General features: G+C 67.9%; 29 protein-coding genes and 1 tRNA gene. 14 read left to right on the forward strand and 16 right to left on the reverse strand.

The features are described 5' to 3' along the window. Window positions 1-2: 2 nt before the first annotated feature. Entirely contained in the window at window positions 3-185 is a 183-nt protein-coding gene (locus ACFY2X_RS41510; RefSeq protein ID WP_389949044.1) for a hypothetical protein, read from the reverse strand. A gap of 282 nt (window positions 186-467) precedes the next feature. Here ACFY2X_RS41510 and ACFY2X_RS41515 point away from each other — a divergent pair, with 282 nt between their 5' ends. Further along, on the forward strand, window positions 468-635 hold the full coding sequence (locus ACFY2X_RS41515) for a DUF3073 domain-containing protein (protein ID WP_389949047.1): 168 nt from the start codon (window positions 468-470) through the stop codon (window positions 633-635). A 320-nt stretch (window positions 636-955) separates the two neighbouring features. Here ACFY2X_RS41515 and pruA read toward each other — a convergent pair whose 3' ends face one another. Further along, window positions 956-2,581 (reverse strand): L-glutamate gamma-semialdehyde dehydrogenase, encoded by a 1,626-nt coding sequence (gene pruA, locus ACFY2X_RS41520; RefSeq protein WP_389949050.1) that lies wholly within the window; start codon window positions 2,579-2,581, stop codon window positions 956-958. Then, window positions 2,581-3,507, reverse strand: a complete 927-nt coding sequence (locus ACFY2X_RS41525; RefSeq protein WP_389949052.1) for a proline dehydrogenase family protein — start codon at window positions 3,505-3,507, stop codon at window positions 2,581-2,583. The genes pruA and ACFY2X_RS41525 overlap by 1 nt, the downstream gene beginning before the upstream one ends. A gap of 94 nt (window positions 3,508-3,601) precedes the next feature. Between ACFY2X_RS41525 and ACFY2X_RS41530 the strand changes: the two genes are divergently transcribed. Further along, the gene (locus tag ACFY2X_RS41530) at window positions 3,602-4,669 is read left to right on the forward strand and encodes a PucR family transcriptional regulator (protein WP_389949055.1); all 1,068 of its coding nucleotides are present in this window, start codon (window positions 3,602-3,604) and stop codon (window positions 4,667-4,669) included. A gap of 126 nt (window positions 4,670-4,795) precedes the next feature. On the opposite strand, the gene ACFY2X_RS41535 is transcribed toward ACFY2X_RS41530, so the two are convergent. After that, window positions 4,796-5,458: a winged helix-turn-helix transcriptional regulator gene (locus ACFY2X_RS41535; protein ID WP_389949058.1), complete on the reverse strand. Its 663-nt coding sequence runs from the start codon at window positions 5,456-5,458 to the stop codon at window positions 4,796-4,798. Window positions 5,459-5,534: 76 nt separating this feature from the next. On the opposite strand from ACFY2X_RS41535, the gene ACFY2X_RS41540 reads away from it, so the two are divergent. Beyond that, window positions 5,535-6,053, forward strand: coding sequence for a pyridoxamine 5'-phosphate oxidase family protein (locus ACFY2X_RS41540; RefSeq protein WP_389949059.1), 519 nt, complete (start codon window positions 5,535-5,537; stop codon window positions 6,051-6,053). A 33-nt stretch (window positions 6,054-6,086) separates the two neighbouring features. Further along, window positions 6,087-6,794 carry a DUF899 domain-containing protein gene (locus ACFY2X_RS41545; RefSeq protein ID WP_389949062.1) on the forward strand — a complete coding sequence of 236 codons (708 nt, stop codon included), beginning with the start codon at window positions 6,087-6,089 and terminating at the stop codon, window positions 6,792-6,794. Window positions 6,795-6,983: 189 nt separating this feature from the next. Here the strand turns inward: ACFY2X_RS41545 and ACFY2X_RS41550 are convergent, their stop codons facing one another. Both ACFY2X_RS41550 and ACFY2X_RS41555 read right to left on the reverse strand, forming a co-directional pair. Next, on the reverse strand, window positions 6,984-8,135 hold the full coding sequence (locus tag ACFY2X_RS41550) for a glycosyltransferase (RefSeq protein WP_389949064.1): 1,152 nt from the start codon (window positions 8,133-8,135) through the stop codon (window positions 6,984-6,986). 272 nt (window positions 8,136-8,407) lie between these two features. Continuing rightward, entirely contained in the window at window positions 8,408-10,267 is a 1,860-nt protein-coding gene (locus tag ACFY2X_RS41555) for a SpoIIE family protein phosphatase (RefSeq protein WP_389949067.1), read from the reverse strand. 132 nt (window positions 10,268-10,399) lie between these two features. On the opposite strand from ACFY2X_RS41555, the gene ACFY2X_RS41560 reads away from it, so the two are divergent. Next, the gene (locus ACFY2X_RS41560; RefSeq protein ID WP_389949069.1) at window positions 10,400-11,110 is read left to right on the forward strand and encodes an ANTAR domain-containing response regulator; all 711 of its coding nucleotides are present in this window, start codon (window positions 10,400-10,402) and stop codon (window positions 11,108-11,110) included. A 127-nt stretch (window positions 11,111-11,237) separates the two neighbouring features. On the opposite strand, the gene ACFY2X_RS41565 is transcribed toward ACFY2X_RS41560, so the two are convergent. Next, window positions 11,238-11,609 carry an STAS domain-containing protein gene (locus ACFY2X_RS41565; RefSeq protein WP_389949071.1) on the reverse strand — a complete coding sequence of 124 codons (372 nt, stop codon included), beginning with the start codon at window positions 11,607-11,609 and terminating at the stop codon, window positions 11,238-11,240. A gap of 192 nt (window positions 11,610-11,801) precedes the next feature. Here ACFY2X_RS41565 and ACFY2X_RS41570 point away from each other — a divergent pair, with 192 nt between their 5' ends. The 3 genes from ACFY2X_RS41570 (at window position 11,802) to ACFY2X_RS41580 (ending at window position 14,527) form a co-directional block, all read left to right on the forward strand. Beyond that, a complete protein-coding gene (locus tag ACFY2X_RS41570) occupies window positions 11,802-12,578 on the forward strand; it encodes a SigB/SigF/SigG family RNA polymerase sigma factor (RefSeq protein WP_389949074.1) in 777 nt (258 codons plus the stop codon). A gap of 127 nt (window positions 12,579-12,705) precedes the next feature. Next, entirely contained in the window at window positions 12,706-13,161 is a 456-nt protein-coding gene (locus tag ACFY2X_RS41575) for an ATP-binding protein (RefSeq protein ID WP_389949077.1), read from the forward strand. A 103-nt stretch (window positions 13,162-13,264) separates the two neighbouring features. Next, on the forward strand, window positions 13,265-14,527 hold the full coding sequence (locus ACFY2X_RS41580) for an NAD(P)/FAD-dependent oxidoreductase (RefSeq protein ID WP_389949227.1): 1,263 nt from the start codon (window positions 13,265-13,267) through the stop codon (window positions 14,525-14,527). 326 nt (window positions 14,528-14,853) lie between these two features. Here the strand turns inward: ACFY2X_RS41580 and ACFY2X_RS41585 are convergent, their stop codons facing one another. From ACFY2X_RS41585 to ACFY2X_RS41600, 4 genes are all read right to left on the reverse strand, one after another. Then, window positions 14,854-15,039 (reverse strand): hypothetical protein, encoded by a 186-nt coding sequence (locus ACFY2X_RS41585; RefSeq protein WP_389949079.1) that lies wholly within the window; start codon window positions 15,037-15,039, stop codon window positions 14,854-14,856. 3 nt (window positions 15,040-15,042) lie between these two features. After that, the gene (locus tag ACFY2X_RS41590; RefSeq protein WP_389949082.1) at window positions 15,043-15,675 is read right to left on the reverse strand and encodes a hypothetical protein; all 633 of its coding nucleotides are present in this window, start codon (window positions 15,673-15,675) and stop codon (window positions 15,043-15,045) included. Between the two features lie 60 nt (window positions 15,676-15,735). Then, complete coding sequence (locus ACFY2X_RS41595) at window positions 15,736-16,371, reverse strand: hypothetical protein (RefSeq protein WP_389949084.1); 636 nt, start codon at window positions 16,369-16,371, stop codon at window positions 15,736-15,738. Window positions 16,372-16,618: 247 nt separating this feature from the next. Further along, window positions 16,619-17,050, reverse strand: a complete 432-nt coding sequence (locus tag ACFY2X_RS41600; protein ID WP_389949087.1) for a hypothetical protein — start codon at window positions 17,048-17,050, stop codon at window positions 16,619-16,621. Between the two features lie 114 nt (window positions 17,051-17,164). Between ACFY2X_RS41600 and ACFY2X_RS41605 the strand changes: the two genes are divergently transcribed. Continuing rightward, window positions 17,165-17,241 (forward strand) — tRNA-Pro (locus tag ACFY2X_RS41605). An 87-nt stretch (window positions 17,242-17,328) separates the two neighbouring features. Here the strand turns inward: ACFY2X_RS41605 and ACFY2X_RS41610 are convergent. Both ACFY2X_RS41610 and ACFY2X_RS41615 read right to left on the reverse strand, forming a co-directional pair. Continuing rightward, on the reverse strand, window positions 17,329-17,496 hold the full coding sequence (locus tag ACFY2X_RS41610; RefSeq protein ID WP_389949090.1) for a hypothetical protein: 168 nt from the start codon (window positions 17,494-17,496) through the stop codon (window positions 17,329-17,331). A 342-nt stretch (window positions 17,497-17,838) separates the two neighbouring features. Then, window positions 17,839-18,369 (reverse strand): hypothetical protein, encoded by a 531-nt coding sequence (locus tag ACFY2X_RS41615; protein ID WP_389949092.1) that lies wholly within the window; start codon window positions 18,367-18,369, stop codon window positions 17,839-17,841. Window positions 18,370-18,436: 67 nt separating this feature from the next. On the opposite strand from ACFY2X_RS41615, the gene ACFY2X_RS41620 reads away from it, so the two are divergent. Beyond that, window positions 18,437-18,994, forward strand: a complete 558-nt coding sequence (locus tag ACFY2X_RS41620) for a transposase (RefSeq protein ID WP_389949095.1) — start codon at window positions 18,437-18,439, stop codon at window positions 18,992-18,994. Window positions 18,995-19,070: 76 nt separating this feature from the next. On the opposite strand, the gene ACFY2X_RS41625 is transcribed toward ACFY2X_RS41620, so the two are convergent. From ACFY2X_RS41625 to ACFY2X_RS41635, 3 genes are all read right to left on the reverse strand, one after another. After that, window positions 19,071-20,036 (reverse strand): serine hydrolase domain-containing protein, encoded by a 966-nt coding sequence (locus ACFY2X_RS41625; RefSeq protein ID WP_389949097.1) that lies wholly within the window; start codon window positions 20,034-20,036, stop codon window positions 19,071-19,073. Between the two features lie 163 nt (window positions 20,037-20,199). Further along, the gene (locus ACFY2X_RS41630; protein ID WP_389949100.1) at window positions 20,200-20,583 is read right to left on the reverse strand and encodes an integrase core domain-containing protein; all 384 of its coding nucleotides are present in this window, start codon (window positions 20,581-20,583) and stop codon (window positions 20,200-20,202) included. 106 nt (window positions 20,584-20,689) lie between these two features. Continuing rightward, on the reverse strand, window positions 20,690-21,694 hold the full coding sequence (locus ACFY2X_RS41635) for a CPBP family intramembrane glutamic endopeptidase (RefSeq protein WP_389949103.1): 1,005 nt from the start codon (window positions 21,692-21,694) through the stop codon (window positions 20,690-20,692). A 17-nt stretch (window positions 21,695-21,711) separates the two neighbouring features. On the opposite strand from ACFY2X_RS41635, the gene ACFY2X_RS41640 reads away from it, so the two are divergent. From ACFY2X_RS41640 to ACFY2X_RS41655, 4 genes are all read left to right on the forward strand, one after another. Further along, complete coding sequence (locus tag ACFY2X_RS41640) at window positions 21,712-22,443, forward strand: MerR family transcriptional regulator (RefSeq protein ID WP_389949106.1); 732 nt, start codon at window positions 21,712-21,714, stop codon at window positions 22,441-22,443. A 359-nt stretch (window positions 22,444-22,802) separates the two neighbouring features. Beyond that, complete coding sequence (locus ACFY2X_RS41645; protein ID WP_389949109.1) at window positions 22,803-23,693, forward strand: helix-turn-helix domain-containing protein; 891 nt, start codon at window positions 22,803-22,805, stop codon at window positions 23,691-23,693. Between the two features lie 59 nt (window positions 23,694-23,752). Further along, a complete protein-coding gene (locus ACFY2X_RS41650) occupies window positions 23,753-24,955 on the forward strand; it encodes an epoxide hydrolase family protein (protein WP_389949112.1) in 1,203 nt (400 codons plus the stop codon). 527 nt (window positions 24,956-25,482) lie between these two features. Next, window positions 25,483-25,947, forward strand: coding sequence for an SRPBCC family protein (locus ACFY2X_RS41655; protein WP_389949115.1), 465 nt, complete (start codon window positions 25,483-25,485; stop codon window positions 25,945-25,947). Window positions 25,948-26,086 lie beyond the last annotated feature (139 nt).

The raw sequence follows: 26,086 nt of genomic DNA on the forward strand, positions 1-26,086 counted from the left end.
GATCACGCCGTTCCTTCGATGGGGCGCTGGATGTCGATGCCGTGCTGCTCGGCGATGCGCAGCAAATTCTCCAGCCGCCTGGTCAGCACCTCCACGCCGTGGTCGTCCATCGCCGCACGCTCCCGGCGCAACTCGACAACAACCTCATCGACACGCGCTCGAAGCTCCTCCGCGAACTTACTCAACTCAGGACTCCCCGACATCAGACGTACTCTCAGCCATCCAACTGGTGAACTATCTCATAATGTAGCAAATTGCATAATTCTTCAAATTATGATGATGTGAGGAGTGTTTGGTAGCCTGCCGGCCGATGTCCAGGTCGGGCTGTCACCAGTGACTGGTCAAGCGGTCCACGGCACCCCCGACATCATGAGCGGCATGTGACAGTTGGCCATGCACCGTCAGGTTGCGCAATCAGCATGCGGTGGCGACGAGGGCCCGTATGGCCCTGGTGAGGGAGTGCAGATATGGGGCGGGGTCGGTCTAAGGCCAAGCAGACCAAGGTGGCTCGCGAACTGAAGTACACCAGCCACAATCTCGATCTCGATCGTCTCCGAGCCGAACTCAGCTCCGAGGACAGCGCTGTGCACGACGACGCAGACGTCAGCCCCGCGACCGGACACGGCGAGATGTAAATAACTGTGGGTGCCGATTAATCATCCGGCCAGGTCAAGCCGCATGCCGTACTCCTTGAGGGCACCACCGAGTCGATCATGCCGCCGGACGTCGAGTGGCGTAATCCGGGCGGGGTCGATGCTCGGATCGGGAAGCGGTCGAAGCGGGGCGGCCTGCCGAGTCGATGCCGCGGCTGTGACCGGTAGCAGGCGGAACAAGTGACGCCCGGGTCTCGAATTCGAGACCCGGGCGTCGTTGCTTTTTCGCGGGCTATTCAGAAGTGTCGTTCGAATAGCCGAGCTTTCCGAGATCGGGCTGCTGCCAACCCGCCTGCGGGAGGTCAGCCCATGTGCGGGTAGCGGTGGTCGGTCGGCGGGACGAACGTCTCCTTGATCGTGCGGGCGTTCACCCAGCGGATCAGGTTGAAGATCGAACCGGCCTTGTCGTTGGTGCCCGACGAGCGGGCGCCGCCGAAGGGCTGCTGGCCGACGACCGCGCCGGTGGGCTTGTCGTTGATGTAGAAGTTGCCCGCCGCGAAGCGCAGCCGCTCGGAGGCCGACGCGATCGCGTAGCGGTCCTGGGCCATGATCGAGCCGGTCAGGGCGTACTGGGAGACGCTCTCCATCTGGTCCAGCACCGCGTCGAAGTTCGCGTCGTCGTAGACATGCACGCCGAGGATCGGGCCGAAGTACTCCTTGGCGAAGATCTCGTCGGTCGGGTCGGCGGACTCCAGGATGGTCGGCTTCACGAAGAACCCGGCGGAGTCGTCGTAGGAGCCGGTCAGCACGTTGATCGAGTCGAGCTCGCGGGCCCGGTCGATCGCCGCCTTGTGCTTGGCGAACGCCCGCCCGTCGATGACCGCGCCCATGAAGGTGGACAGGTCGGCGGCCACGTCGCCGATGGTCAGCGACTCGGCGGTGCCGATGAGCTCGTCACGGATCTGCGACCAGATCGAGCGCGGGACGTAGGCGCGGGACGCCGCGGAACACTTCTGCCCCTGGTACTCGAACGCGCCCCGGACCAGCGCGGTGGTCAGCGCCGCGGGGTCGGCCGAGGGGTGGGCCAGCACGAAGTCCTTGCCACCGGTCTCGCCGACCAGGCGCGGGTAGCTCCGGTAGGAGCCGATGTTCGCGCCCACCGTGGACCACAGGTGCTGGAAGGTCGCGGTGGAGCCGGTGAAGTGGATGCCGGCCAGCTCCGGGTGGGTCATGGCGACCTCGGAGACGGCGGCGCCGTTGCCGGTCACCATGTTGATGACGCCCGGAGGGAGCCCGGCCGCCTCCAGCAGGCGCATGGTGAAGTGCGCGGCGAACTGCTGGGTGGGGGAGGGCTTCCAGACGACGACGTTGCCCATCAGGGCCGCCGACGAGGGCAGGTTTCCGGCGATGGCGGTGAAGTTGAACGGCGTGATCGCCAGGACGAAGCCCTCCAGCGGGCGGTACTCCATCCGGTTCCACACGCCCGGCGACGACACCGGCTGGTCGCTGTAGAGCTGGCGCGCGTAGGCCACGTTGAAGCGCAGGAAGTCGATCAGCTCGCAGGCCGAGTCGATCTCGGCCTGCTGCGCCGACTTGGACTGGCCCAGGATCGTGGCGCCGTTCAGCGTCTGCCGCCACGGGCCCGCCAGCAGGTCGGCCGCCTTGAGGAAGATCGCGGCCCGCTCGTCGAACGACAGGGCGCGCCACGCGGGCGCGGCCTTCAGCGCGGCGTCGATCGCGGCACGCACGTCGTCGGCGGTGGCGTCAGCCGTACGGCCGAGCACGGAGGCGTGGTTGTGCGGCTGGACCACGTCGATGGAGGCGCCGCCGGCCATGCGCTGCTCGCCGCCGATCGTCATGGTCAGGTCGAGCTGGGCTCCGGCGAGCTCCTTGACGCGCTTCTCGAGCGTGGTGCGCTCGGCGCTGCCGGGCGCGTAGCCGAATACCGGCTCGTTGACCGGGGTGGGGACGTTGGAGATGGCATCCATCACTTGCCTCCAAGGGCACGAAGAAAGAAGGCGATGTTGGCCGGGCGCTCGGCGAGGCGCCGCATGAAGTAGCCGTACCAGTCGTCGCCGTAGGGGATGTAGACACGCATGGTGTGACCGGCGCCGACCAGGGCCTGCTGCTTGTCGGTGCGGATCCCGTAGAGCATCTGGTACTCGTAGTCGCCCCGGGAGCGGCCGAAGCGGTCGGCGAGGGTCTCGGTGATGGAGATCAGCCGGTCGTCATGCGTCGCCACCATGGGGTAACCCTTACCCGCCATGAGGATCCGCAGGCAACGGACGTAGGCCTTGTCGACCTCGCTCTTGTTCTGGTGGGCCACCGAGGCGGGTTCGGCGTAGGCGCCCTTGACCAGGCGGACCCGCGAGCCCTCGTGTGACAGGTCGCGGCAGTCGGCCTCGGTGCGGAACAGGTAGGCCTGGAGGGCGACGCCGGTGGACGGGAAGTCGTGGCGCAGTGCCCCCAGGATGCCCAGCGTGGAGTCGACCGTGGTGTGGTCCTCCATGTCGAGGGTCACGTTCGCCCCGGCCGCGCGGGCGGCCTCGCAGATCTTCTGGGCGTTCTCCAGGGCGATCTTGTCGCCGTCCGCGCCGAGCGCCTGGCCGACCGCGGAGAGTTTCACCGACACCTCGGCGTGCTCGCCGAGCTCCAGCCCGCGCAGCGCGTCGAGCAGGACGACATAGGCCTGGGCCGTCTGGGCGGCGGCCACGCCGTCCCTGGTCTCCTCGCCCAGATGGTCGATGGTGACGGCGAGGCCGGTGGCGGTCAGCCGCCGGACGGCGTCGACCGCCTCCTGGGTGGTCTCGCCCGCGACGAAGCGGTCGACGACCTTGCGCGTCAGCGGGACGCCAGAGACCGCGCGCCGGACCAGCGGCACCCGGGATCCGGCGAGAAGTAGGGAACCGAGCATGCTTTCAGACTAAAACTCCAGCTCACGCAACCCTCATATGCATCTGCCACGACCGTCGGGATCGGCGTTCATACAGATGTACAACAATGGTGGGGTGTTGCAGGAGACAGTCGACGAGATCGCCGCCGTGCTCGGCGCCTCCGCCACGCTGGAGGACCGCTCGTTCCAGCTCCTGGCCTACGCCGCGCAGAGCGGCGACATCGACGTGGTGCGCCAGGAGTCCATCCTCCGCCGCCGCGCGACGCAGGAGGTGCGGGCCTACTTCGAGGGGTACGGCATCGCCGGAGCGCGCGGCCCGGTCCGCATCCCCGCGGACGCCGAGCTGGGCGTCCTCGCCCGGGTGTGCGTGCCGCTGCGGCACCATGAGGTGACCTACGGCTACCTGTGGCTGCTGGACGACGGCACGCTCAGCGACGACGCGCTCGCCTCGGTGTCCGGGCTGGTCGCCAGGGCCGCGGCGACGCTCGCCCAGGAGGCCCGCCGCCGCCAGGACCTGGGCAGGAACCTGCGGGAGCTGTTCTCCTCCGACGCCGAGGAGCGCTCCTGGGCGCTGTCCCGGCTGGATGTGCGCGGCCCGGTGACGGCCATCGCCGTGCGGAGCTCGCTGGACCGGGTGGCCGCGCTCTGGACGCTCCCGCGCGGCGTGCTCGCCGACTCGGGGCTGATCGCCCAGGGCGAGTCACTGGTCGCGCTGCTCGCCCCCGCGGGCCAGGCCTGGGAGCTGGCCTGCCGGATCCAGGCCATGTACGGCACGGCCGCCGGAGTCGGCAACGCCCGGGCCGACGCCGCGCAGGCCTGGGGAAGCTGGCGGGAGGCCGTACACGCGCTCAGGGTGGCCGACCGCGTGCCCGCGCTCGCCCCTGTGGCGGCCTGGTCCGACCTCGGCGTCTATCGGATGCTCGCCCGCCTGTCCTCGGCCGACCTGCGGGAGCTGGCGGGGGAGACGGCCGCGCTGGCCAGGGAGCCGGAGCTGGCGAGGACCGTGGAGAACTATCTCGACCGCGCCGGTCACGTCCAGCAGGTCGCGGCCGCGCTCGGCGTGCACCGCCAGACGCTCTACTACCGGCTGGGCAAGGCGGAGCGGCTCACCGGCCGCGACCTCGCCGACGGTGAGGACCGGCTGGTGATCCACCTCGGCCTCAAGGCGGCCCGCCTGCTCTGAGCGCCTGTGTGCGAGCATTCCGGCTTGAACGACGCCGCTGCGGTACGGCAGGCACTGGCCGGGCTCGTCCTCTCCGGCGCGGCGGGTCGTGAAACGACACCCCCCGAGAGGTGAGGGGTGGTGTGTTCAGGCCGGCAGGGGCGCGAACGCCGCCAGGAGAAGATCGGTCAGGCACTGCACCGCTCGCTGGTCGCCGTCGAGGCGCAGGTCGCCCGACCGGACGGTGTCTTCCAGGGTGCGCCGGCCGGTGCACAGGGCCCGAAGGGTGCCGATGCCGGTGGTGAGCGTCGCGTCGGGCCGTCCGATGGTCCCGAGGCCGATCCGGAGGGAGCCGTCGGCGACCTCCGCGACGTAGGTGTCGGCGTCGATGCGGAGCTCGTAGGCGCCGCGTAGCTCGTCGGCCCGTGCCGGGTCGAAACCCGCCTTGACGCTGAGCAGCAGCGAGTCGAGGCCGAACTCGCCGCCGGAGGGAAGCGGAGCCCTGCTGCCCCAGCGCCCGAGCTGGAGCAGCATGGGCTCCAGCTCGCGGCCCCATTCGGTCAGCTCGTAGAGGCGGACACGCGCCGGTGCCCCCAGATCCCGCCGGTGGACGACGCCGTGCTCGATCAGGTCGCGCAGTCGCTGGCTCAGGACGTTCGGGCTCACGCCGGGCAGGCCGCCGAGCAGGTCGTTGAAGCGCTTGGGGCCGAGCAGGAGGTCACGCACCACCAGCAGAGCCCATCGTTCGCCGATGACGTCGAGGCCGCGGGCCACGCCGCACGGATCTCCGTAGCTACGCCTGTCGCTCATGGCGCCAGGCTACCTCACTGATCTTTTTTTAGGAGTGTCGCTTGTTTTTTAGGAGTTAAGTTCCTAGATTGCACTCATGGGTTCCTTGAACGACGAAGCGGCGAGCCTGCCGCAGGGCGACCTGAGGTTGCTGGACACTTCCACGGTCCGGCGCCTGCTCGCCACGTCCGTGGCGCACCTGGCCTATAACGGGCGCGACGGAACACCGCGGGTGATACCGGTCAACTTCCACTGGACCGGTGACGAGCTGGTCATAGGCGCGTTCGCCGGCACCTACAAGGTCCGGGACCTGCGTGCCCGTCCCGACGTCGCGATCTGCGTCGACACCACCGGCGGTCCCCCGCAGGTGCTCATGCTTCGCGGGGAGGTCTCGCTGGCCGAGGTCGAGGGGGTCCTCCCGGAATACGCGATCACGCAGCGTTTGATGATGGGCGACGAAGCGGCCGCCGCATACCTCCAGGCAATCGACAAGCCCGGCCTGCGGATGGTCCGGATCGGCCTGCGCCCGGCCTGGGTCGGATTCCTCGACTTCCGGGAACGGTTCCCGGCGCGGACGCCGGAACCCGTCCTGGCCGCCTTCGGCGCCACCCGGTAGTTCAGCCGATTTCTTGAAAGCGATGGTGAACAGATGAACGCTCAGACCGACCCGCTGACGGCTCTTCCCCCGGTGGTCTCACCCGAGGAGTGGCAGGCCGCCCGGGACGGGCTTCTGGCGAAGGAGAAGGAGCTGACCCGCGCGCTGGACGCGCTGGCCGCCGAACGCCGCCGGTTGCCGATGGTCCGCTTTGACAAGGAGTACGTCTTCGAGGGCCCGGACGGCAGGGCGGGCCTGCTGGACCTGTTCGAGTACCGCCGCCAGCTTGTCGTCTACCACTTCATGTGGACGGGCGGCCACCACTGCAAGGGCTGTTCGAGTTTCGCCGACAACATCGGCCACCTCGCTCATCTGCGCGCACGCGACACCTCGCTGGCCCTGGTCTCCGACGGCTCGCTTGCCGAGATCGAGGCGTTCAAGCGGCGCATGGGCTGGACCGTGCCCTGGTACTCCTCGCGGCCCGGCGGCTCCAACGATGTCAACGACTTCAACGCGGACTGCGGAACGGGCGGCGGATTCGGCCTGAGCGTCTTCCTGCGCGATCGTGACAGCGTCTTTCGCACCTACTACACGAGCGGGCGCGGCGTCGACAGGCTCCGGATCGATTTCAACCTGCTCGACCTGACTCCCCTCGGCAGGCAGGAAACCTGGGAGGACTCTCCCGACGGGTGGCCGCAGACCGCACCGTATGAGTGGTGGCGCCTCCACGACGAATACGAGCACGGCGACCAAGGCGAGTAAGCGGCACGCTACCAGGACCCCGCGGCGCACTCAGGACCCTGCGGTGCGCTGCCCGGACCGGCCGCGGTCCGCCCGGACGGGGTGCACCGGCGGAACGGCGGGTGTCATCGGGCACGGAAAGGGCACGGAAAGGGCACGGAAAGGGCGCGGAAAGGCCGGACCCCGGGCGAGGGTCCGGCCCGTGAGCGGTCAGTGCTGCATGGCGAGCGCGTTCTCGTAGACCTGGAGGAGCTCATGGCTGATCCGCTCCCAGGAGTAGCGGGACCGGGCGCGGTCGGCGGCGGCGAAACCGAGCGCGGTTCGCCGGGTGGGGTCGCCGAGCAGCTCACGGGCGAGGCGGGAGGTTTGCGCGGGGCGGTCCGCCGGCACCAGCAGGCCGGTCACCCCGTCCACGACGGAGTCCAGGTGGGCACCCACGGCCGAGGCGATGACGGGCACGCCACACGCCATGGCCTCCAGCACGACGACGCCGGTCGGGGCCTCATGCGGCAGCGACACGACCAGGTCGGCGCTGCGCATCAGCTTGGCCACCGAGGCGTGCGGAACCTCCCCGAGCAGGGTGATCCGGTCCGCCACGCCGATCTCCTTGGCCAGCAGCATGATGCGGTGCGCGTCGGCGTCGTGCTCCAGCTGCCCGGAGGCGGGGCCGCCGGCGATGAACAGCTCGGCGTCGGGAATGCCCTCCAGCGCGCGGATCGCGGTGTACACCCCCTTGTCCGGAGTCAGTGCTCCGACATGCAGCAGCCGGGGCCGGGTGCCGCGGGCCGTGGCCGGGCCTTGGCGCCGGAAGCGCTCGACGTCGACACCACAGGGAACGATGGAGATGTTACGGCGCGGCACGCCCAGCCGGATCAACGTCGACTCCTCGTCTCCGCACCCGGCGATCACCGCGCTGGCCCGGCGGCCGATCGCGCGCTGCAACCGAACCCTCTTGGCGTCGAGGATGTGCTCGCTGCCGAAGCTCTGGGTGAACGGCACGCCGAGACCCCTGGCGCCGGCGATCACAGCCAAGCCGTCGGTCCAGGAGTGGGCGTGGATGACGTCCGGGCGTTCCTGCCCCCAGCGGCGCATGAGCTGGTCGCCGAGGTCGGACAGGTAGGGCAGCACGCTGTCCTCGGGAAGGTTCTGGGCGGGACCGGCGGGCAGGTTCTCCAGCGTGACACCCGGGGAGACGCGGATCCGCGCCTTGCCGGCGTCGGAGTTCCGGCGCGTGTAGATCGTGACCTTGTGCTCCCGTCCCAGCTCCCGGGCGATGGCCAGAAGCTGGGCCCGGTGGGCGGCGATGTCGGAGTCGCTCTGGGAAGCGGAAGGAGCGTCGGAGGAGACGAATGCAATGTTCACGGCACACCTCTGGGAGGAGATAGGCATGAGAAGCCCGGGGTTCCTTCAGGGGTGCCTGCGTCTTAGGCACGCGTCTGTATGAATACGACCATACCCAATCCCCGTTCCGAGGCAAACCTCCGGATTCGCCGCCCCGCTCTCGGTTTCTTCACGCGGGCAGCCCGGTACGGGGCGCCGGGACGCACCGGCCAGATCCCATGTCCGCCCGGTCGCCGTGGAGGCCCGGGCCGGTCGTACGGCCGCCGGCCGAGATCCATCTGCGCGCCGCCGGGTCACGCGAGGCGCAGGGCGAGTATCACGATCTCATCCCACACACGCCCGCCGGAGAACACGTGCCGGTCCTCCTCCACGCTCTTGACCACCGCGGCCGACGGCTGCCCCACGCAGCGCGCCAGCACGTCGGCCAGGCGGCTCTCGCCGTAGGCCTCGCCCTGCTCGTTACGCGACGCCACCAGCCCGTCGGAATAGAAGACCAGCGTCTGGCCCGTGGTCAGCGTGAGCTCCTCGGAGAACATCTCGGCCTCGGGGGCGATGCCGAGCGGCACGCCGCCACCCGCGGTGAACCGTACCGCCCCATCTGGCTGCAGGAGCGCCGCGGGATGGTGCCCCGCGCTGGCCAGCCCGACCCTGCGCCCCCGGATGAACCCCGCCACGGCCATCACGAACATGCCGCTGTTCTGGGCGGTCAGCGCCTGGTTCAGCTTGCGCAGGGCCTCGCCGGGGTCGGACTCCCAGACGCTCAGCACGCGCAGCCCGTTGCGGACCATGGCACTGACCGACGCCGCCTCCTCGCCCTTGCCCGCGGCCCCGCCGAGGGCGAAGCCCCACCCGTTCTGCGTGGGGAAGACGTCGTAGAACTCGGCGCCGACCGAACTGGAGCCCGCGTGATAGATCGCCGCCGCGTCGAATCCCGGGATGTCCGGCAGGCTCCGGGGCACCACGCTGGTACGCAGCGCGTCGGCGGCCTGGGAGCGCGTCTGGAAGCTGCGCCGGGCGCGCAGGGCGAGCCCCAGGTGGACGCCGATCTCCTCCATCAGGCCCAGATCGGCCAGAGAGAACGGCTCGCGGTCGCGAAGCCGCACGAGGGTGAGAGCGCCCAGCGCGCCCGCGTCGCCCTGAATCGGCACGATCAGCACCGAGGCGGCGCCCATGACCCGCAGCAGCGGAGGTCCGCCGGGGAGCGAGCCGAGCAGCGTCTCCTCCTCCAGCATCTCGTGGACCACACCCGAGCCGCCGGTCAGCACATGGGCGACGGCCGGCGCGGTCAGCGGGTTCAGCCCTTCGACCAGGCGGACCAGCTCGGTCACCGGCTTGTCGCTCGGGCCGAGCACACAGGCCCGGGCGGGCACGCCGTCGCGAACCACATCGGCGATCACCCAGTCGGCCCACTCGGCGGCCAGCAGCCGCGCGGCCCGGGTGACGGTCACCGGCTGGCGCAGGCTCTCCTCATCGAGCAGCAGGCGGGTCATCCGGGACAGCAGCTCCTGGCGGCGCGCGGCGGTGAGCAGGAGAGAGTCGTCCGACCGGTTCACCGGCCCCGGGGGCGCCCCGGCGACCTGCGCCTCCAGAGGAAGGATCACGACCGCGGTCATCTCCTGCGGCTCACCCGGCATGGTCAGCCGCGTGATGGCCACCTGCACCGTGTGCGCGCGGCCCTGATGGGCCAGCCGGGTCTGGAGCGTCGCGGTCTGGCCTCCCTGCTGCACCGCCGTCAGGTGCGAGCGGAACGCCGCCCGCCGTGAGATGTCGACGAACAGGGGGAAGGAGCGGCCGATCAGGTAACCGGCCGGGCTGCCCAGCATCTGGGAGGTCTCCGCGCTGATGCGCCGGACCACTCCCGAGGCGTCCAGCACGACCACGGGGACCGGGAAGGCGCGGAACACCTGCCGCAGCAGTTTGAGCTCCCGCTGCGACCCGTTCTCCCGCTCACCGGACCGCTTGGGCGCCTTGCGCAGCTCGCCCAGGGAGGCCTCCAGCAGCTCGCGAGCGGTGTCGAGCTCCGCGAGCGCCGCGTCGAGTGTGGACCGGGGGTCGGCGGGGTAGGCGGACCTCGCCTCGCGCAAAGAGAAGATCCTGGCCGTGAGCGCGTTCAGCGCCTGCTCCAGGGCCGCAAGGCCAGTGGCGTCGGTCAATGCTCGTCCTCGTCAGTGGCCGGAATAAGGCTGCTCCCGTTGTCGACGGTACGCCACCCGGTGAATCGAATCGATGCACGGTCGGATATTGGTTAAGTTAGCGAAATCGGGAAGGGGTCTCGCGACATGGAGATGGTCACTCCTGTTCTCGCCCGAGATCTCGCGGCGCTCGGCAGGGTCAGCGAGGAGACATCGAGTGAGAGCGTGCTGCGCGGGCTCACCGCCACGCTCGCCGGTGACATCCCCGGTTGCGCGGGCGGTTCCGCCGAGCTCTGGCGCGAGGAGCGGATGGTCGCCTCAGCCTCGCACAGCGAGCTGATCCTGCTCGTCGACAGCGAGGGCGACATGGGGGAGGGGCCCTGCACCGAGGCCCGCGCCACCGGCCGCCACGTGATCGTCCAGGACGTGCTGCGCGACTCCCGCTGGCCGGCCTACGACGGCATGGCGGTCCGCTGCGGGGTCCGCTCGGTCCTGGCCATACCGATCGACGTCGAGCGCGCCGTCCTGGTCCTCGGCCTGTACGGCGTGCGGCCCGGCGCCTTCGCCGCCCGGAACGTCCCCCCGCTGGCCGACATGCTGGCGGAGCAGGTGACCGTGGCGCTGGCCAACATGTGGGACTACGACGAGGTCAGGACCGACGCCGCCCAGATGCACGAGGCGCTGGCCGGTCGAGCGGTCATCGACCAGGCGAAGGGCATCATCATGCAGTCGAGCGGATGCTCGGCCGAGGCTGCCTTCGACGAGCTGTGCCGGATCTCCCAGCACCACCAGGTGAAGGTGGCCGACCTGGCCCGGTTGCTGGTCGACGAGCACCAGCGCAACCGGCACGGCGGGACCGGCTGAGAGGCGGCACTCGTCAGCCTCTCAGCCGGCCGTACCACGGCCGCCGTCAGCCCCTCGGCAGGCCCGTATCACGGCCGTCGCCAGGGCCTCGGCCGGCCGTACCAGGACGGAGACCCGGGAGCGCGACCTAGCCGAACGCGGCGAGCGCGTCGTCGATCGTGTCGTAGAGGGGCAGCCGCTGAGCCAGACCGGTGATCCACATCACCTTGGTCTTGGCGTACTCCACCCCGATGAGAGCGAACTTGCCGCCGGCGTTGGTGCTGAGCTGCCAGTGGTGGACGATGAGCCCGAGCGCGCGGGAGTCCATGAAGGTCACCCCGCCCAGATCCAGTGCCATGTCGGGGCCGTGCTCGTCCGCCTCGGCGGCCAGATAGTCAGCGAACTGGTCTCTGGTCGTCGCGTCCAGCAGGCCCGTCACCCGGATCACGTTGATCCCGTCGACCAGCATCGACGTCAGAGTCAGGGCTGCTGCTCTCTCGCCGTTCTCCGACACCGTCACTCAGGCCCTCCTCGATATTCGATTAGCAACCTTACTGTTACCTGTCAGTGAGTAATACTCCCGGAAACGGGGTAATAGTAGAACCGAGGTCCAGCAGAGGGCCTCGCCTCGAAAAGTGGTCGAGGCGATGCCGTCTGCCCGGATGCTGTCCCGAGCTGCCGGTGTCGCCGACAGTCATACCAGGGAGCAGCGATGTCTGTTCAGGCCCTCGAAATCACCGACATGACCGCCGAGGACCTCCTCGCGGAAATGGCTCTGCCCGAGGTCTCCGAATACCGCGCCGAGCGTCTGCGGGAGCGCATCGTCGAGATGCACCGGCCGCTCGCCTTGGAGATCGCCCGTCGCTACCGCTACCGGGGTGAGCCGCTGGAGGACCTCCTCCAAGCCGCGTACGTCGGACTGATGAAGGCCATCAACGGATTCGACCCGGCGCTCGGTCACGCCTTCCGCGGCTACGCCGTGGTCACCATGACCGGCGAGGTCAAGCGCCACTTCCGTGATCGCACCTGGGCCATCCGGGTGCCCCGTGTCTACCAGGAGCGCAGGGCCGAGCTGAACCGGCTGGTGGCCGATCTCAGCCAGGAGTTCGGCCGCGCGCCGACGGTCGCCGAACTCGCCGCGAAGATGAACATCTCCGAAGAGGACGTCCTGCTCACCCTCGACGCCTCGGCCGCCTACAGCGCCCTCTCGCTCGACGCCCCGCTCGGCGCCGACGACGACGCGGCCGCGCTGGGCGATCTCATCCCCGACGAGGACGACGTGCTGGGGACGCTCGTGGACCGCGAGGCGGTCAAGCCGATGATCGACAAGCTGCCGCCGAGAGAGAAGAACATCCTGCTCCTGCGTTTCTTCGGCAACCTGACCCAGGCCGAGATCGCGGCGGAGTTCGGCATCTCCCAGATGCATGTCTCCCGTATCCTGCGAAAGGTATTGGACCAGCTACGGGCGGAGCTGGTGGCCGAATGCTGAATACGCTGAATACACGGCCTCTTACCGGGCATCCCGGCCGACGACGGCATGACACGGCGCAGGCGCGTTCGATGATCCCCGGGTGATGACAGCGATGGCGTGGCGGGACAGGGAAGGCGGAGTTCGCGTGAACGAGGACGGTGCTCATCCGGCTCGTCTCATGACGGGCTACGTCCGTCTTCGGCCCCCGGACGCCGGAGCCGCCGTGGCCGAGCGGGCCTTTCACCTTCCCGATCTTCCTGACGTACGCGACTTCGCCGCCGCCGAGGCGCTGCGAAGGGGGATGTCGCAGGAGAGCCTGGCCGACTTCCTGGTGGCGGTGAACGAGGTGGCCACCAACGCCGTCACGCACGGCCATGCCACGGCCAGGGCCGTCCTGCGGATCTGGACCGCCGACCGCACCCTCGTCGTGGAGATCCACGACGAGGGCCGGTGGAACCCCCGGGAAACGCCCGGCATGGTGCCGCCCGCGTCCCACGCCACGAGCGGAATGGGCCTGTGGGTGGCCAGAATGGTCAGCTCCGGCCTCGAATTCGAGACGGGGGCCGCGGGAACCTTTATCACAATGTCTTTCAAGGTATAAATAAGTCTTTTCGGGCATGCGCTGCGAACCATGACTTATGGGTATAAATCGGTTCGTGACTGAACCTCCCCGCATTCTGGTCGTCGGCGGTGGCTATGTCGGCATGAACACCGCCCTGCGGCTCCAGCGCAAACTCCGCCGCGGCGAGGCCCGCGTCACCGTCGTGGACGTCGACTCATACATGACCTACCAGCCGTTCCTTCCAGAAGCGGCGGCGGGAAACGTCGAACCCCGCCACATGGTCGTCCCCCTGCGCCGAGTCCTGAAGAAGTGCGTGATTCTCAACGGCTGGGTGGTCGGCGTCGACCCCGTCGCCCGCACCGTCGACCTCCACCCCCAGCGCGGCCCCGCCCGCCTTCTGGAGTACGACTTCCTCGTCCTCGCGCCCGGTTCCATCTCACGGACCCTGCCCATCCCCGGACTGGCCGAGTGCGGCATCGGTTTCAAAAGCCTCGAAGAAGCCATCCACCTGCGCAACCACGTGCTCGCCCAGCTCGACCTGGCCGAGTCGACCACCGACAGGTCGGTCCGGACCAAGGCGTTGACCTTCGTGTTCGTCGGCGCGGGCTTCGCGGGCGTCGAGGCGCTGGCCGAGCTGGAGGACATGGCCCGCGACGCCTGCCGCTACTACCGGACGGTCGAGCCCGACGACATGCGCTGGCTTCTGGTGGAGGCCACCGACCGCATCCTGCCCGAGGTCGGCCCGGAGATGGGCCGCTGGACGATGGAACAGCTCTGCGGGCGGGGGATCGACGTGCGGATCAACACCCGGCTGAACTCCGCCAAGGAAGGTCACATCGTGCTCGACGACGGCACCGAGTTCGAGGCCGACACGCTGGTGTGGACCGCAGGGGTCAAGCCGAACCCGCTGGTGCGCGCCAGCGGGTTCCCGCTGGACGACAGGGGCCGGGTGAGGGCGACCGCCGAGCTGAACGTCGAGGGCTTCGGCAACGTCTTCACCGCGGGAGACTGCGCCGCCGTACCGGACCTCACGAGGCCGGGGGAGACGTGCGCGCCCAACGCCCAGAACGCCGTACGGCAGGCCCGTACGCTGGCGGACAACCTGGTGGCCACGCTGAGGGGCGGCAAACGTGTGCCGTACCGGCATGCCTACGCCGGATCGGTCGCCAGCCTGGGGCTGCACCAGGGCGTCGCACAGATCTACGGCCACAAGGTGCACGGCCTGCCGGCCTGGGTGATGCACCGGACCTACCACCTGTCGCGGCTGCCGACCCTGAACAAGAAGGTGCGCATAATGGTCGACTGGACCCTCGCGATCCCCTTCCGCAGGGAGATCGTCTCGCTTGGCGCGCTGCGCCATCCCCGCCAGGAGTTCGAACTCGCCGCCCGAGCCGATCTGCAGTGACCGGTGAGGCCAGCGAGAGGCCTGCGAGAGCCTGCGTCGGCTGGTGAGGCGTCCGAGAAGCCCGCGCTGGCCGGCGAGATGTGCAAGAAGCCCGCGGTGACCGGTGAGAGCCACTCAGGAAGGGGCGCCGCCCATATGGGCGGCGCCCCTTCTCCCGGTGAGCCTAGGTTCGCACGAGCTCCGGCTCCGTTCACACGGACTCCGGTTCGGTTCGCACCGGCTTCGGCTCTGCAGGAGCTTCGGCTCGGTTCGCGCGAGCTCCGGCTCCGCGGGAGCTTCAGTTCGGTTTGGTTTGGTTCGCGCGAGCTCTGGCTCCGCGGGAGCGCTCAGCGCCTGGCTCGGCGCCAGCCTCCGCTTCGCACGCCCGCCGTTCCGACTCCGGCCTGGTGCAGTGCGAGCAGGAGAAGCCCGAGAAGCAGGAAGGTCGTTCCGCTGATGCCGCCGATCTGGGTGTTGATCAGGTCGAGCAGCAGGCCGAGACCGAACACGATCGCGGCAGCGATTGCGAGCATCGTTCACCTCGTTCCGGTAGACAGGTCCAAGAGCTGCTCCAACATCGCCCGGTAGTCTCGCAATGCGGTACGGAGCTGCTCGGTGTCGTCGTGGCCGATGTTCTTCCAACGGCTCTGGAGCTCCGTGGTCCTGGCCTCCAGCGCGTTGCGCAGTGAGCTCGTGACTTCCTCGACAAGGGCGTCGGCGCGCTCCACCGAGTCACGGGGGTCGTCCACGAAACCGACCTGGACCTCCTGCCAGCGCCGCCGTACCTCGCCGGGATCCTGATCGAACAGGAATCCGCCATCGGCGGGTGCGGCCGTGGCGCGCGCGGGACCACTCCGGTTGTCGCCTGGCGCGCCGTCCAGGCCACTGTGCAGGCCGTCCGCCGTGGTGCTCAGGTCGTTGTGCCGTTCGCCGGGTGCGACGCTCAGGTTGTCGTACGGCGAGTCCTCTGCGGCGCCCAGGTTGTCGTGCGGGCCGTCCGTTGCGGCGCCCAGGTTGTCGTGCGGGCCGTCCGTTGCGGCGCCCAGGTGGTTGTGTCGCTCGTGGGGTGTGGCGCCCAGATGCCCGGGGCGATCCGGGGGAACGTCACCGTAACGCGGTTCCTCGAACGCGGGAGTCACCTCGTCGGCGCGCTGCGGCGGAACGTTCACATCGTCGTTCTTGTGAACAAGGCGGTCTTCGTTTCGATCGGGCCGGTCATTCACGTTGGCTCACCGTCCTTGGGGATCGCGGCTGGTCCACCCGTCTTCGCTGGTCGTCTCCACATGGGCCAGACCACCGTGCCGCGGGGAGCGGCCACCGTTGGCCGTGTTCCCCGAAGCCGAGAGCAGTTCCTCGAACAGGACGCGATAGTGCACCATGGCCTGCCGGAGCTCCTCGGTGGAGGCCTCGGTGCGAGCGGCCCGGCTGCTGATCTCGTGAGCCTGCCGGTAGTGGTCGAGGGTGCGGCCGTGCGCGACCGACAGGTCGGAGAGCCGCTGCTCGAAATTCTCGGTCGGATACCCCCGGTCGGCCATCACGGAAGTCACCAGGTGGTCGGCCTCGGTGACCGCGAATCCGGGGGCGTCCACGAAGCGTTCCTGGACCTCCGTCCATTTCCTGGCGTAGGTGTCGCGAGCCCCGGAGTCGAGCGGGCGGATGTCGAGGGAGTCGACGCGCTGTTCACGGGCGATGAGCTCCTGCTCAGCCTCCTGACGGCTGTCGCGTTCCCGCAGGGTGCGTTCGTACTCGGGGCCGAATCGAGCGCGAAGTCGGTGTCGGCGCCGCTGCCGCAGTACGGCGTAGCCGACTGCGATGATCGCCACCACCGCGACCACGACGACGGCCACCCAGATCACGGTGGACATGTCTGCCTCCGGTTGTGTAAGCGGTTGCCCCCGTGCGCTGCCCCAGGGTCAAGCCTCGAAACCGGCTGTCTGTGTTCGTGGTTCGCCGCCGAGAAGCCATGATCTGGCGTTTCGCTCTCCCATCCCCAGCCTCGTCCGGCCCCAGCGCCTTCGATCCCCACCCCCAGCCGGCCCCGTCCGGCTTCCAGGGCCTTCGGCCCCAGCCTCAGCCCCGTCCGGTCTCTGATGCCTTACAGCCCTCGGCTTTTCAGCCTTGTCCGGACTCCAGCGCCCTGCGGGCCTCGGTCACGACCGTCTCGATGAACGAACCCCCGGCGGGAGCGGGGATCTCCCGGAACCCGTACCCGGGCTCGTAGTCGATGTCCAACCCCCCGGCCACCAGCCGGTCGGCCCAGCGCAGCGCCGTGTTGAGCTTCTCCGCCGGGATCGCCCGGCCCTGGGCGACGGACGACAGGTTGCGCAGGTTCGTCGCCGGACCCGACTGATTGTGGGCGCGGTCCAGCTTCCACGGGATCGCCCGGGAGTGGTCGAGCATCGGCTTGGAGAGTCCCGCGGCCCGCTTGGCCTGCAAAATCCCGGATTCACTCACCCCGAAACGGGAGGCCAGCTCCGCGTTGGACAGTCCCTGCCCGGCAAGTCGTCGCAGCTCATCATGGTCGATCAACGCCTTGCGTCCCACGCGCACCTCATCCCTCGTACGGTCACATCTGCCCGATGGGCATCGCGACGTGCACATGTCCATCCGATCTGCGCTAAGGTTATGACGTCCCGCTCGAGAGGGCGGAAGACAAACCGGGACGTAGCGCAGCTTGGTAGCGCACTTGACTGGGGGTCAAGGGGTCGCAGGTTCAAATCCTGTCGTCCCGACCAGGTTTTAGCTGGTCGGCAAGGGTGTCACCCGCAAGGGAGACACCCTTTTCGCATGATGGGTGACTAACTGAGTGACTATCACTCTCCTCATGTGAAGATCAGATCCATCGCCTCTGCGCCGCCGAGAAGCACCGGGCGAATCTGCTCGCGGTAGACCGCTTCCGTGACCGCCGTCCCACTGTGACCGACGAGCCGCGCGATGTCCTCCAGGGACACGCCGGAGTCGGACAGCAGCGAGACGAAGCTGTGCCGCATCTCGCGGGGAGTCCAGTCCTAGGCGGTCAGCCCGGCGTCTTTCACGATCTTCCGGAAGGCCCGCCGCACGTTGTGCGAATCCAGGGGAGTGCCGACCAGGGAATCGAAGACACCGGTCGCCGTAGATTGGCATGCGTCGGTGCACTCGGCTCGCACAGTGCGAACCCAGCGCGCGGCATAACAGTTCGCCCGGGGCGTCCGCGGCGGCGTCTTCAGCACCGTGATGCCCGCGGCAGCGAAGATCTCGCCGAAGACGGCGGTGAACTTGGCGTCACGATCACGGATGAGAAAGTGGAACGACCCAACCCGCTCGCCAAGGTCGATCAGCAGATTACGCGCCTGCTAAGCCGTCAATGCGCCAGTCGGATGGGACATCACGCCCAGGATGCGCACGCGCCGAGCGCCGGCCTCCATCACGAACAACACGTACAGGCGCTTCAAGAAGATCGTCTCGACATGGAAGAAATCACAAGCCAGAAGACCCTTCGCCTGCAAGCGCAGGAAGGCCCGCCAGGAAATATCAGCGTTGCGGGGCACCGGGCCCAACCGGCGGGACCACAGAATCGGCCGCACGGTCGCTTCGCTGACCTGGAAGCCGAGCCGAACCAGCTCTCCGTGCACCCGTCGATAGCCCCACCTCGGGTTCTCCCGCCCTATACGAGCGCGCAGCGGTACCGGCAACATCCCGGCCGGCGCCGCCGGCACTGCCTGATCAGCCCAGTCCGGCTTCGGCCGAGCGATCTGACGCCTTAACACCGCCACTTCGTGACGAAGCATCATGATCTCAACGTCCTTGGACGCGCGGCTGCGGCTCAGCAATATGAGCCAACCGAACACTCGAACCGCGATCAGGTAGAGAAGACGAACGGACACAAGCCGTGATCTTGTCTGCCGTATCGAGCTCGGTCAAACCGCAGTTCAAAGCAGCTGCAACGGCGTTTTGAAGCGGTACAAGGCACTCGCGTTGCTGGCCGTCCCGGATGTCGCCTGTCAGGCCGCCGCGGACCTGCAGCAGGTCACCATCACCGCCTTCCGCGTCCGCCCCGACCATGCCATCGTCACCAGCTTCCCCGGTCTGGGCGAGCTGACCGGGGCACGGCTGTTCGCCGAGATTGGCGATGACCGAACCCGGTTCGCCGATGCCCACGCGCTCCAGGCCTACGCCGGAGCCGCCCCCATCACCCGCGCCAGCGGACGCAGCCGAGCCGTCGTCCATCGCCGCGTGAAGAACCGGCGCCTGGCGGCCGCGGGCTGTATCTGGGCCTTCGCCAGTATCACGGTCTCCCCGGCGCCCGAGCCCACTATGACCGGCGAAAACAACACGGCGACCGGCACTCCTCGGCACTGCGTAACCTCTACAACCGCTTCCTCGGCTGCCTGTTCCACTGCCTGCAAACCCGCCGGCCCTACAACGAGTACATCGCCTTCCCCGGCACAGAATCTGAAGACTCACAGCCCCCAGCCCATCGTGGCAGCCGCCGACGCACAACGCTTCTAGGTCCTGTCTCGTAGATTTCCTCTCGTCAGACGAGGGTACGGCGGCATCCGGCGATCGAGACCGTCGTCGGTGCACTTCAGCGCTTGATCCATGTCAGGATCACCTCGTCGAGCACGACGGAAGCGGTCGGCTGATCAGGCATGTTGTACTGTCCCGCGGTGATGGCGACCGCGAGGTCCAGCGCGGGCGCCACGTAGATCCGCTGGCCACCGTTGCCGAACCCGCCCATCCACGTGTCGCCTATGTACCACTGGTAGCCGTAGTCGAAGCCCTCGTCGATGCGCACGTGCGAGCGCAGCGCCGTCGCCAACCAGGACGCGGGCACGATGCCGCGGCCTCCGTCGAGCACGAGCCGCCCGATCGCGAGGAGGCCGCGAGGGGTCAGCCGCAGTCCAGAGGCCGCCAGAGCCATCCCGTCTTCGCCGGTCGACCACTCGAAGCGCGCGATCCCCAGCGGCTCGAACAGCCTGGCACGCGCGTAGTCCTCCAACGCCAGCCCCGTGCCCTTCTCGATGAGGCACGCCACCAGCGCCGAGGCGCCTCCGCAGTAGGACCATCGGATGCCGGGCTTGTCCACGATCGGCTGTTGCAGGATGTAGCGGAAGCGGTCGGGGGCGAGCTCCATCGCGATCTCGCTGTTGGCCGCGCTCGTATAAGGGACGTTTTCGTTCCACTCCAGCCCGAGTGTCATGGTGAGCGCGTGCTTGACCGTCAGTGCGGCGCGCTGGGGGTCCTCGGCAAGGTCTGGATATTCGGGGAAGTGCCGTAGCAGCGGCTCGTGCGGCTCCGGAACCTGGCCGTCGGCCAGGGCGATGCCGTACAGGAGGCCGACGACGCTCTTGGTGACCGAGCGGATGTCATGGAGCGTGTCGGGTGTGAAGCGCACGTGGCCGAGGGGTTCGTTCAGTTTGAAGTCCTCGCCCTCGCCATAGTGCTCGAGAATCACTTGGCCGCGGCGGACGGCGATCACGGCGTGGAGATCGGGCACCTGGTTTTGCTTGATGGCGCGGGCGAGGCGGTCGGCGAGTGTGTGGCTGCTCATGATCCAGTTCTATGCCCTACCACTGTGTCGGGGCCAACTTGGTCGGAAGAACACCCATTGATCACAATGCGCTGGTCGGTCGGCCCATCGATGGCGCTGCCGGTAATGAGCGGGCAATGGCGATGCCACCGCCCTGCAGATGCCGATTAATCATCCGGCCAGATCAGGCGGCGCGTCGGTACTCCTTTAGCACGCCACCGAGTCGATCATGTCGGCGGATGTCGAGCGGTGCGGTTCGAGCTGGCCCGGTGTCGGGATCGGGAAGTGATCGAAGCGGAGCTGCCTGCCGGAGAGCACGGTGCGGCCGGTGTTCGTTGTAGAAGGTCTCGAACTCGCGCAGCGCGTGGAGGAGGTGACGCTCGTTCCAGATCAAGGTCCGGTCCAGCAGCTCGAGTCGGCAGGTCTGGATCCAGCGCTCCATGATGGAGTTCATTCGCGGTATCCGGAACACCAAGATTTCGATCTCCTTGTCACGATCAGTGCGGGGTAGCAGTCGCAGGAACGAGAAGGCGGTTCTCATCGTGAGGTAGGTCAAGAGCAGCAACACGACCGGCCATCATGCCGTGCGGGCGCGCGGCGGGAGCACAAGAGAACACATCACCCCCACGACCTGGACGGATGAATGTTCGGCACTCGCACGGCCCGCGTTCCGGTCAGCTGTTCTTCGTCAGACGTGGTGCTGTTTTCCACACGAGCGCGGTGACAAGCGGCATGAGGAGCATCGGTAGCAGCAGTATCGGCCCGGTCGTGACCGAAAAGGCGCCGAGTTGCCCGGCGAGGATGGTCGGGATGAGCAGGAGCGTGTTGTTGACCGCGTGCACGAGGACGGCGACTTCCAGTCCTCCCGTGGCCTGGACCATCACCGCGAAACAGACTCCGGCGAGGGTGTAGTAGGCCAGCGTCCAGCCATCGGCGGAGCCGTGGATCGCGGCGAACTGCAGCGCGGTGATCGCGGTGGCCACGATCATGGCGATCGCCGGACGGCGGAAGCGGGCGCCGATGGCGCGGAAGATCAGACCGCGGAAGAGGTACTCCTCGCCCGCTGACTGCAAGGGCACGGTGATCAACGCCACAACCGAGAGCGAGATCGTGGTCATGGTCAGTTCGATCGCGCCCGCCGGCATGAGAAACTGCAGCACCACCATATGAATGACACACAGCGGGACAATGAACACCGCGGCCCGCCCGAGAACTCGCCATCGGAAGCCCCCCTCGATCGAGGACAGCCGGCGCGGGCGCTCGCCATAGATCGCCAATTGCAACATTCCCGAGATCGGGATCAGGGCGGCAAGCAGAAGGTTCCCTGCGATCCAGAACCCGATCGTGAACGAGGGGTTCTCAGGGTCGAACGGTGTCACGCCCAGGAGACGATCCGCGGCGATCCCGACCGGAATCGCCGCGACGAACAGCACGGCGAGCATCACCCCGAGCCCGGCAAGTACGGCCAGGATCGTGCGCCACGGCTGCGGGCGGTCACGCAGACCATGCACGTACGACGATGCATCCGGACTCACCCCGTGCTGTAGGGCACCGTGGTCGGTCGCTGTCGTGTTGCTCACTGTCTCCTCCAGGGTCTTCGCCCTCTTCGCGTCGGTTGCGCGAGATGCCTTGCCCCATCCGAAACTACGACGTAGCGTCGGAGTCAAGTCCATGGACATGAGACAAGCGAAAGACGATGCGCTCACACCAACTCGCGGAACTGGCCGGCGTGACCGTGCGGACCCTGCGGCATTACCACCAGATCGGCGTCCTCCCCGAGCCACCCAGATCGCCCAACGGATACCGCAGGTACACCGTCGACGACCTGGTCCGTCTGCTACGCATTCGGCACCTTGCAGGGCTCGGTGTCAGCCTCACCGAGGTCCCCGGCGTTCTCGATGACGACTCACACGAAACGGTCACGACGGTCCTGGACCGGATCGAGGCCGACATCGATGCGAAGATGGCGCAGCTGAGCGCGCAGCGCGATCTCGTTCGCTCGCTCCGCACCGAAGGAGGTGCGCCTGACGCTCCCGCAGGCCTGGGTGGCGACCTGTCGAAGCTTCACAGAGAACTCGGCCTTCCGGCCGAGGCGGCGAGATTCGACCTCGATGTCGCCACTCTGATCGCACGGCTGTCCGGACCAGATGTTCACGCGGCACGCGAGGCAATCGCCAACCTCAGTGAGCACGCAACTCCCGCGTTCTTCGATGCCATCAAACGACTCGCCCGGATGCCACCCGACGCGCCAGGCGAGCAACGACAGAGAACCGCCGACGGTCTGCGCGCAAACCTGCCGACAGCCCTGCCGAACAAGTGCGAATCAGCGGATACGACGATCACCAAGATGCTCCAGGAACTCCAGCAACTGCACCTCAACAGCGCACAACTCGACACGCTTGCCCGTCTCCGGATGCCAAGAAGCTGACGCCAGGCAGCTCGCCCGTTCCGTCAGCTCGCTCATCCGTTGGCCCTGCGGTCGGCGATACCGCGTTCCGTCACGTTACGCGTGCTCGCGCAGAAGCGGCCGACGCCCTTCTCGATCCACTCTTGCCCGGTCCACTCCGGCGCTGCTCGATCATCAGCGCCTCGACCTCGGCGACGATCGTCTCCGTGCTCAGTGCCGAGTCACGCCGTACCCAGGTCTCATCGCGCAGCAGCTCAAAGTCACGGACATCGACGAGTACCCGCGGGACGGAAATATCGGACCACGCGCGGGTTGGTGGTGATCAGGCCAGGACGCTTGACACCAGCGCCCTTCGGTGCCCCGTCGGTAACCTCGATGTCATGGTGTTCGACTCCACTCGTTTCGATCTCCAGCCATATGTCGGTTTCGACATGGATCGTTACGTTCGGCGGACGTATTGCAGTTGGGAGGACGCCGGCTGGCGGTCCTTGCTTGTTCAGCGGTTCGAGCATGTCCCCGTTGCCGAGGACATGGAATTGCCAGGCGCAGCGGATCTGCACCTGGTGCTGCCGGTCGCGGGACGGGCGGTGATGGAGGCGCGAAGTGGTGGCCGGTGGAGTCGCTACCCGTGGGCACCGGGACGGCTTGAGCTGGGGATCCCTGATCAGCCCGTCCTTCGCCGTTATCGCGGGGACGGGTCGATGCGGAGCGTGCAGGTTCACATCCCGCGTGGCACCGTCGATTCGGTCGCGGTGCAACTGGGTGGTCGCGCGGTGGACTATGAGGCCATGGCCGCGTCCTTGACTGCGGGAGACCCGCTGATCGAGGAGGCTGTCCGAGCGGTCGATTGCCTGAGCGATGCCGATGATCTGTATGCCGAGTCCGCGGCCGCCTTCCTTGCCGTGCACCTGCTCACCCGCCATTCGCGACGGGCGGCTCTTCGGACGCTGACGCGGGAGGACGCACGCGTCCGTGCGGCCGTCGCGATGATGCGCGAGCGGCTGGCCGATTCGGTCACCTTGGCTGACATCGCCGGTGAGGTACACCTCAGCGTCTACCACCTCGTCAGGGTCTTCAAGGAGGCGACCGGGGTGACACCGTACCGGTTCCTCACCCGGCTACGGATCGAGGAGGCGAAACGGCTACTGCGCGACACCGACCTGGCCATCGCCCAGATTGCGCCGCGGTGTGGCTTCGCCAGCCCCGGCGCTCTGTCGGCTGCCTTCATGCGGCACGCCGGAGCGCGCCCCTCGGTCTATCGCAATTCTTGACCGTTGCACCGCAATCTCGAGCATTGGGTCAGTGACAATCTGTCCCTAGGTTTTGTTCCATGATCGATATCTCTTCGGGCGATGCGACGGTGCCTGAAATCGAGCCCTTCGCTATTCACGTCCCCGATCACGACCTGGCTGATCTGCGTACTCGCCTCGACCGGGTCCGGCTTCCCGAACCCGAGACCGTGCCGGACTCGACGCAAGGAATCGAGTTGCGGCAACTGGCGACGTTGCTCGATGCGTGGCGACAGCACGACTGGCGCGCGAGGGAAGCCCAGTGGAACGCGATTCCGCATTACCGGGTACGGCTTGACGGCTTGGGTATCGCGTTCTGGCATGTTCGCTCACCGGAACCGACAGCGCTGCCGCTACTGATGACACATGGTTGGCCCGGCTCGGTGCTTGAGTTCGAGAACGTGCTCGGGCCGCTCAGCGATCCGGTCGCTCACGGCGGTTCCGCGGGCGATGCCTTCCATGTGGTCGTACCAGCGCTGCCGGGGTTCGGGTTCAGTGACCGTCCACGTGAGCGGGGCTGGCACCCGGGCCGCACCGCGCGGGCGTGGGCCGAGTTGATGACCGTGCTCGGCTACCAGCGGTTCGGGGCGCACGGCGGGGATTGGGGTGCTTATGTGAGCACCGAACTGGCGCGTCTTGCTCCTGAGCGCGTCGCAGGCCTGCACCTGACGATGCCGTTGGCATCTCCCCTACCGGAGGACCGGATCGCACCGGCCCCGGCGGAACAGCGCTTGCTGGACCGGCGTGACCTGCATCTGACGGACGGCTACGGCTTTGGGATGCTGATGAGCACGCGCCCGCAGACGCTCGGCTACTCTCTGCTCGACTCACCTGCCGGCCTGGCCGCATGGCTCGGTGAGAAGTTCACCGCCTACGCCGACACCCGGCCCGAGGTCGGTGGTGGTGTGAGCGTGTCGAAGCAAGTCGACAACATTGCGCTGTACTGGCTGACCGGCACCGGCGCCTCCACTGCTCGGTGGTACTGGGAGGCGATGAGGTGGGTACCGCGCAGCGCGGAAGACGAGAACGCCCAACCGGTGACCACCCCCACCGCCTGCTCGTTGTTCCCGGCCGATCCCTGGCCGACCGCACGTCGCTGGGCGCAACGGCGCTATCAGGACCTCCGCACGTGGCACGAACTGGACCGCGGCGGACACTTCCCTGGCCTGGAGCAGCCAGATCTTCTGGTGTCCGAGATCAGAGACGCGTTTCGCCATGTGCGAGATCAGCCGACCATCCCCTGAACTCCCAATGATCTCGGGAGTTCGCTCGAACAGCGAGGTGACACGGCTGCGGGAACAGAACTAACGGGGCACAACTCCGCAAAACGGGCGGCTTCGAGCGCGTCGGTGCCCGTGCCGAGCGGGTCAGGGTCGGCTACTCCGCCCTGGCGGTGAGAGCGCACCGATGGTGGTGATGAGTTGGCTACGTGGTGGGGCCTCGGGCCGCGCACGGCCGTGGTCGGCCGGGTGCTGCTGGGGCTGGTTCCGGTGGGGCCCAACAGTTCCTGTGCGTCTTGCGGTCCTGTGCCTGCTGGGGACCGTTCGCCCGCGGGATCTGGTCGGCAAGACCCGCCGCCAGTTGGCCGCGGAGTTGATCGGGGAGCGCTGGACAAGAAGCGCAAGGCCGCCGACAGGCAACTCGTGAGGTGTTGCATCCCGCAGAACTGCCCGAAAGTTCTGCCGGTGCGTCGCAGCTCCACCGCACACCTGGGCCCTGCTCGTGATCAACCAACCCAAGGCGACAGCCGAACAGTGTGAGGAATCCCGGAATGCAGTCGTACGACGTTACGGCCGAATCCACGGCGCCGTCAGCGACAGTATGGGCATTACTGCTCAACCCGCAGAGTTGGCCCGCATGGTCGCGTATCGACGCGCTGGAAACCGGCCAGTCGCGTGGCCTCTCACCCGATGGACGAGACGGCGTCGGCGCGATCCGTGCCTTCCGCACGGGGAAGGTCGTTGCCAAGGAGCGGATCACCGCTCTGGAGCCCGGACGTCGGTTCGCGTACGAGGGTGTGGATAACCCGCAGATGACCGACTATCACGCCGCTGTGGAACTACACGAACTGCCCGGCGGCGGAACACGAATTCGCTGGCACGGCATGTATTCGGCGCGCCGAGGGATGCGCTGGGTCTTCCAATGGTATCTCCGCCGCTTCATGCAGGCCATGGCGACCGGACTAGCGGAACACGCCGCCGGTCTGGACGGGGCCCCGGCCCGCCAGGGCTACTAGCGTGCGTCTGCGGTGTCCGCAAGCCGCCCTCTCTGATGGCGAAGACGGCTGCAAATACGCGGCCACCGTCGCCACTCCCTTGCGGGCCGCGCAAGTGCTTTGAGGCCAGAATCGAACCTAACGGCAGGAAGCCACCGAT

The sequence above is a fragment of the Streptosporangium sp. NPDC000396 genome (assembly GCF_042898655.1).
GTDB lineage: Bacteria > Actinomycetota > Actinomycetes > Streptosporangiales > Streptosporangiaceae > Streptosporangium.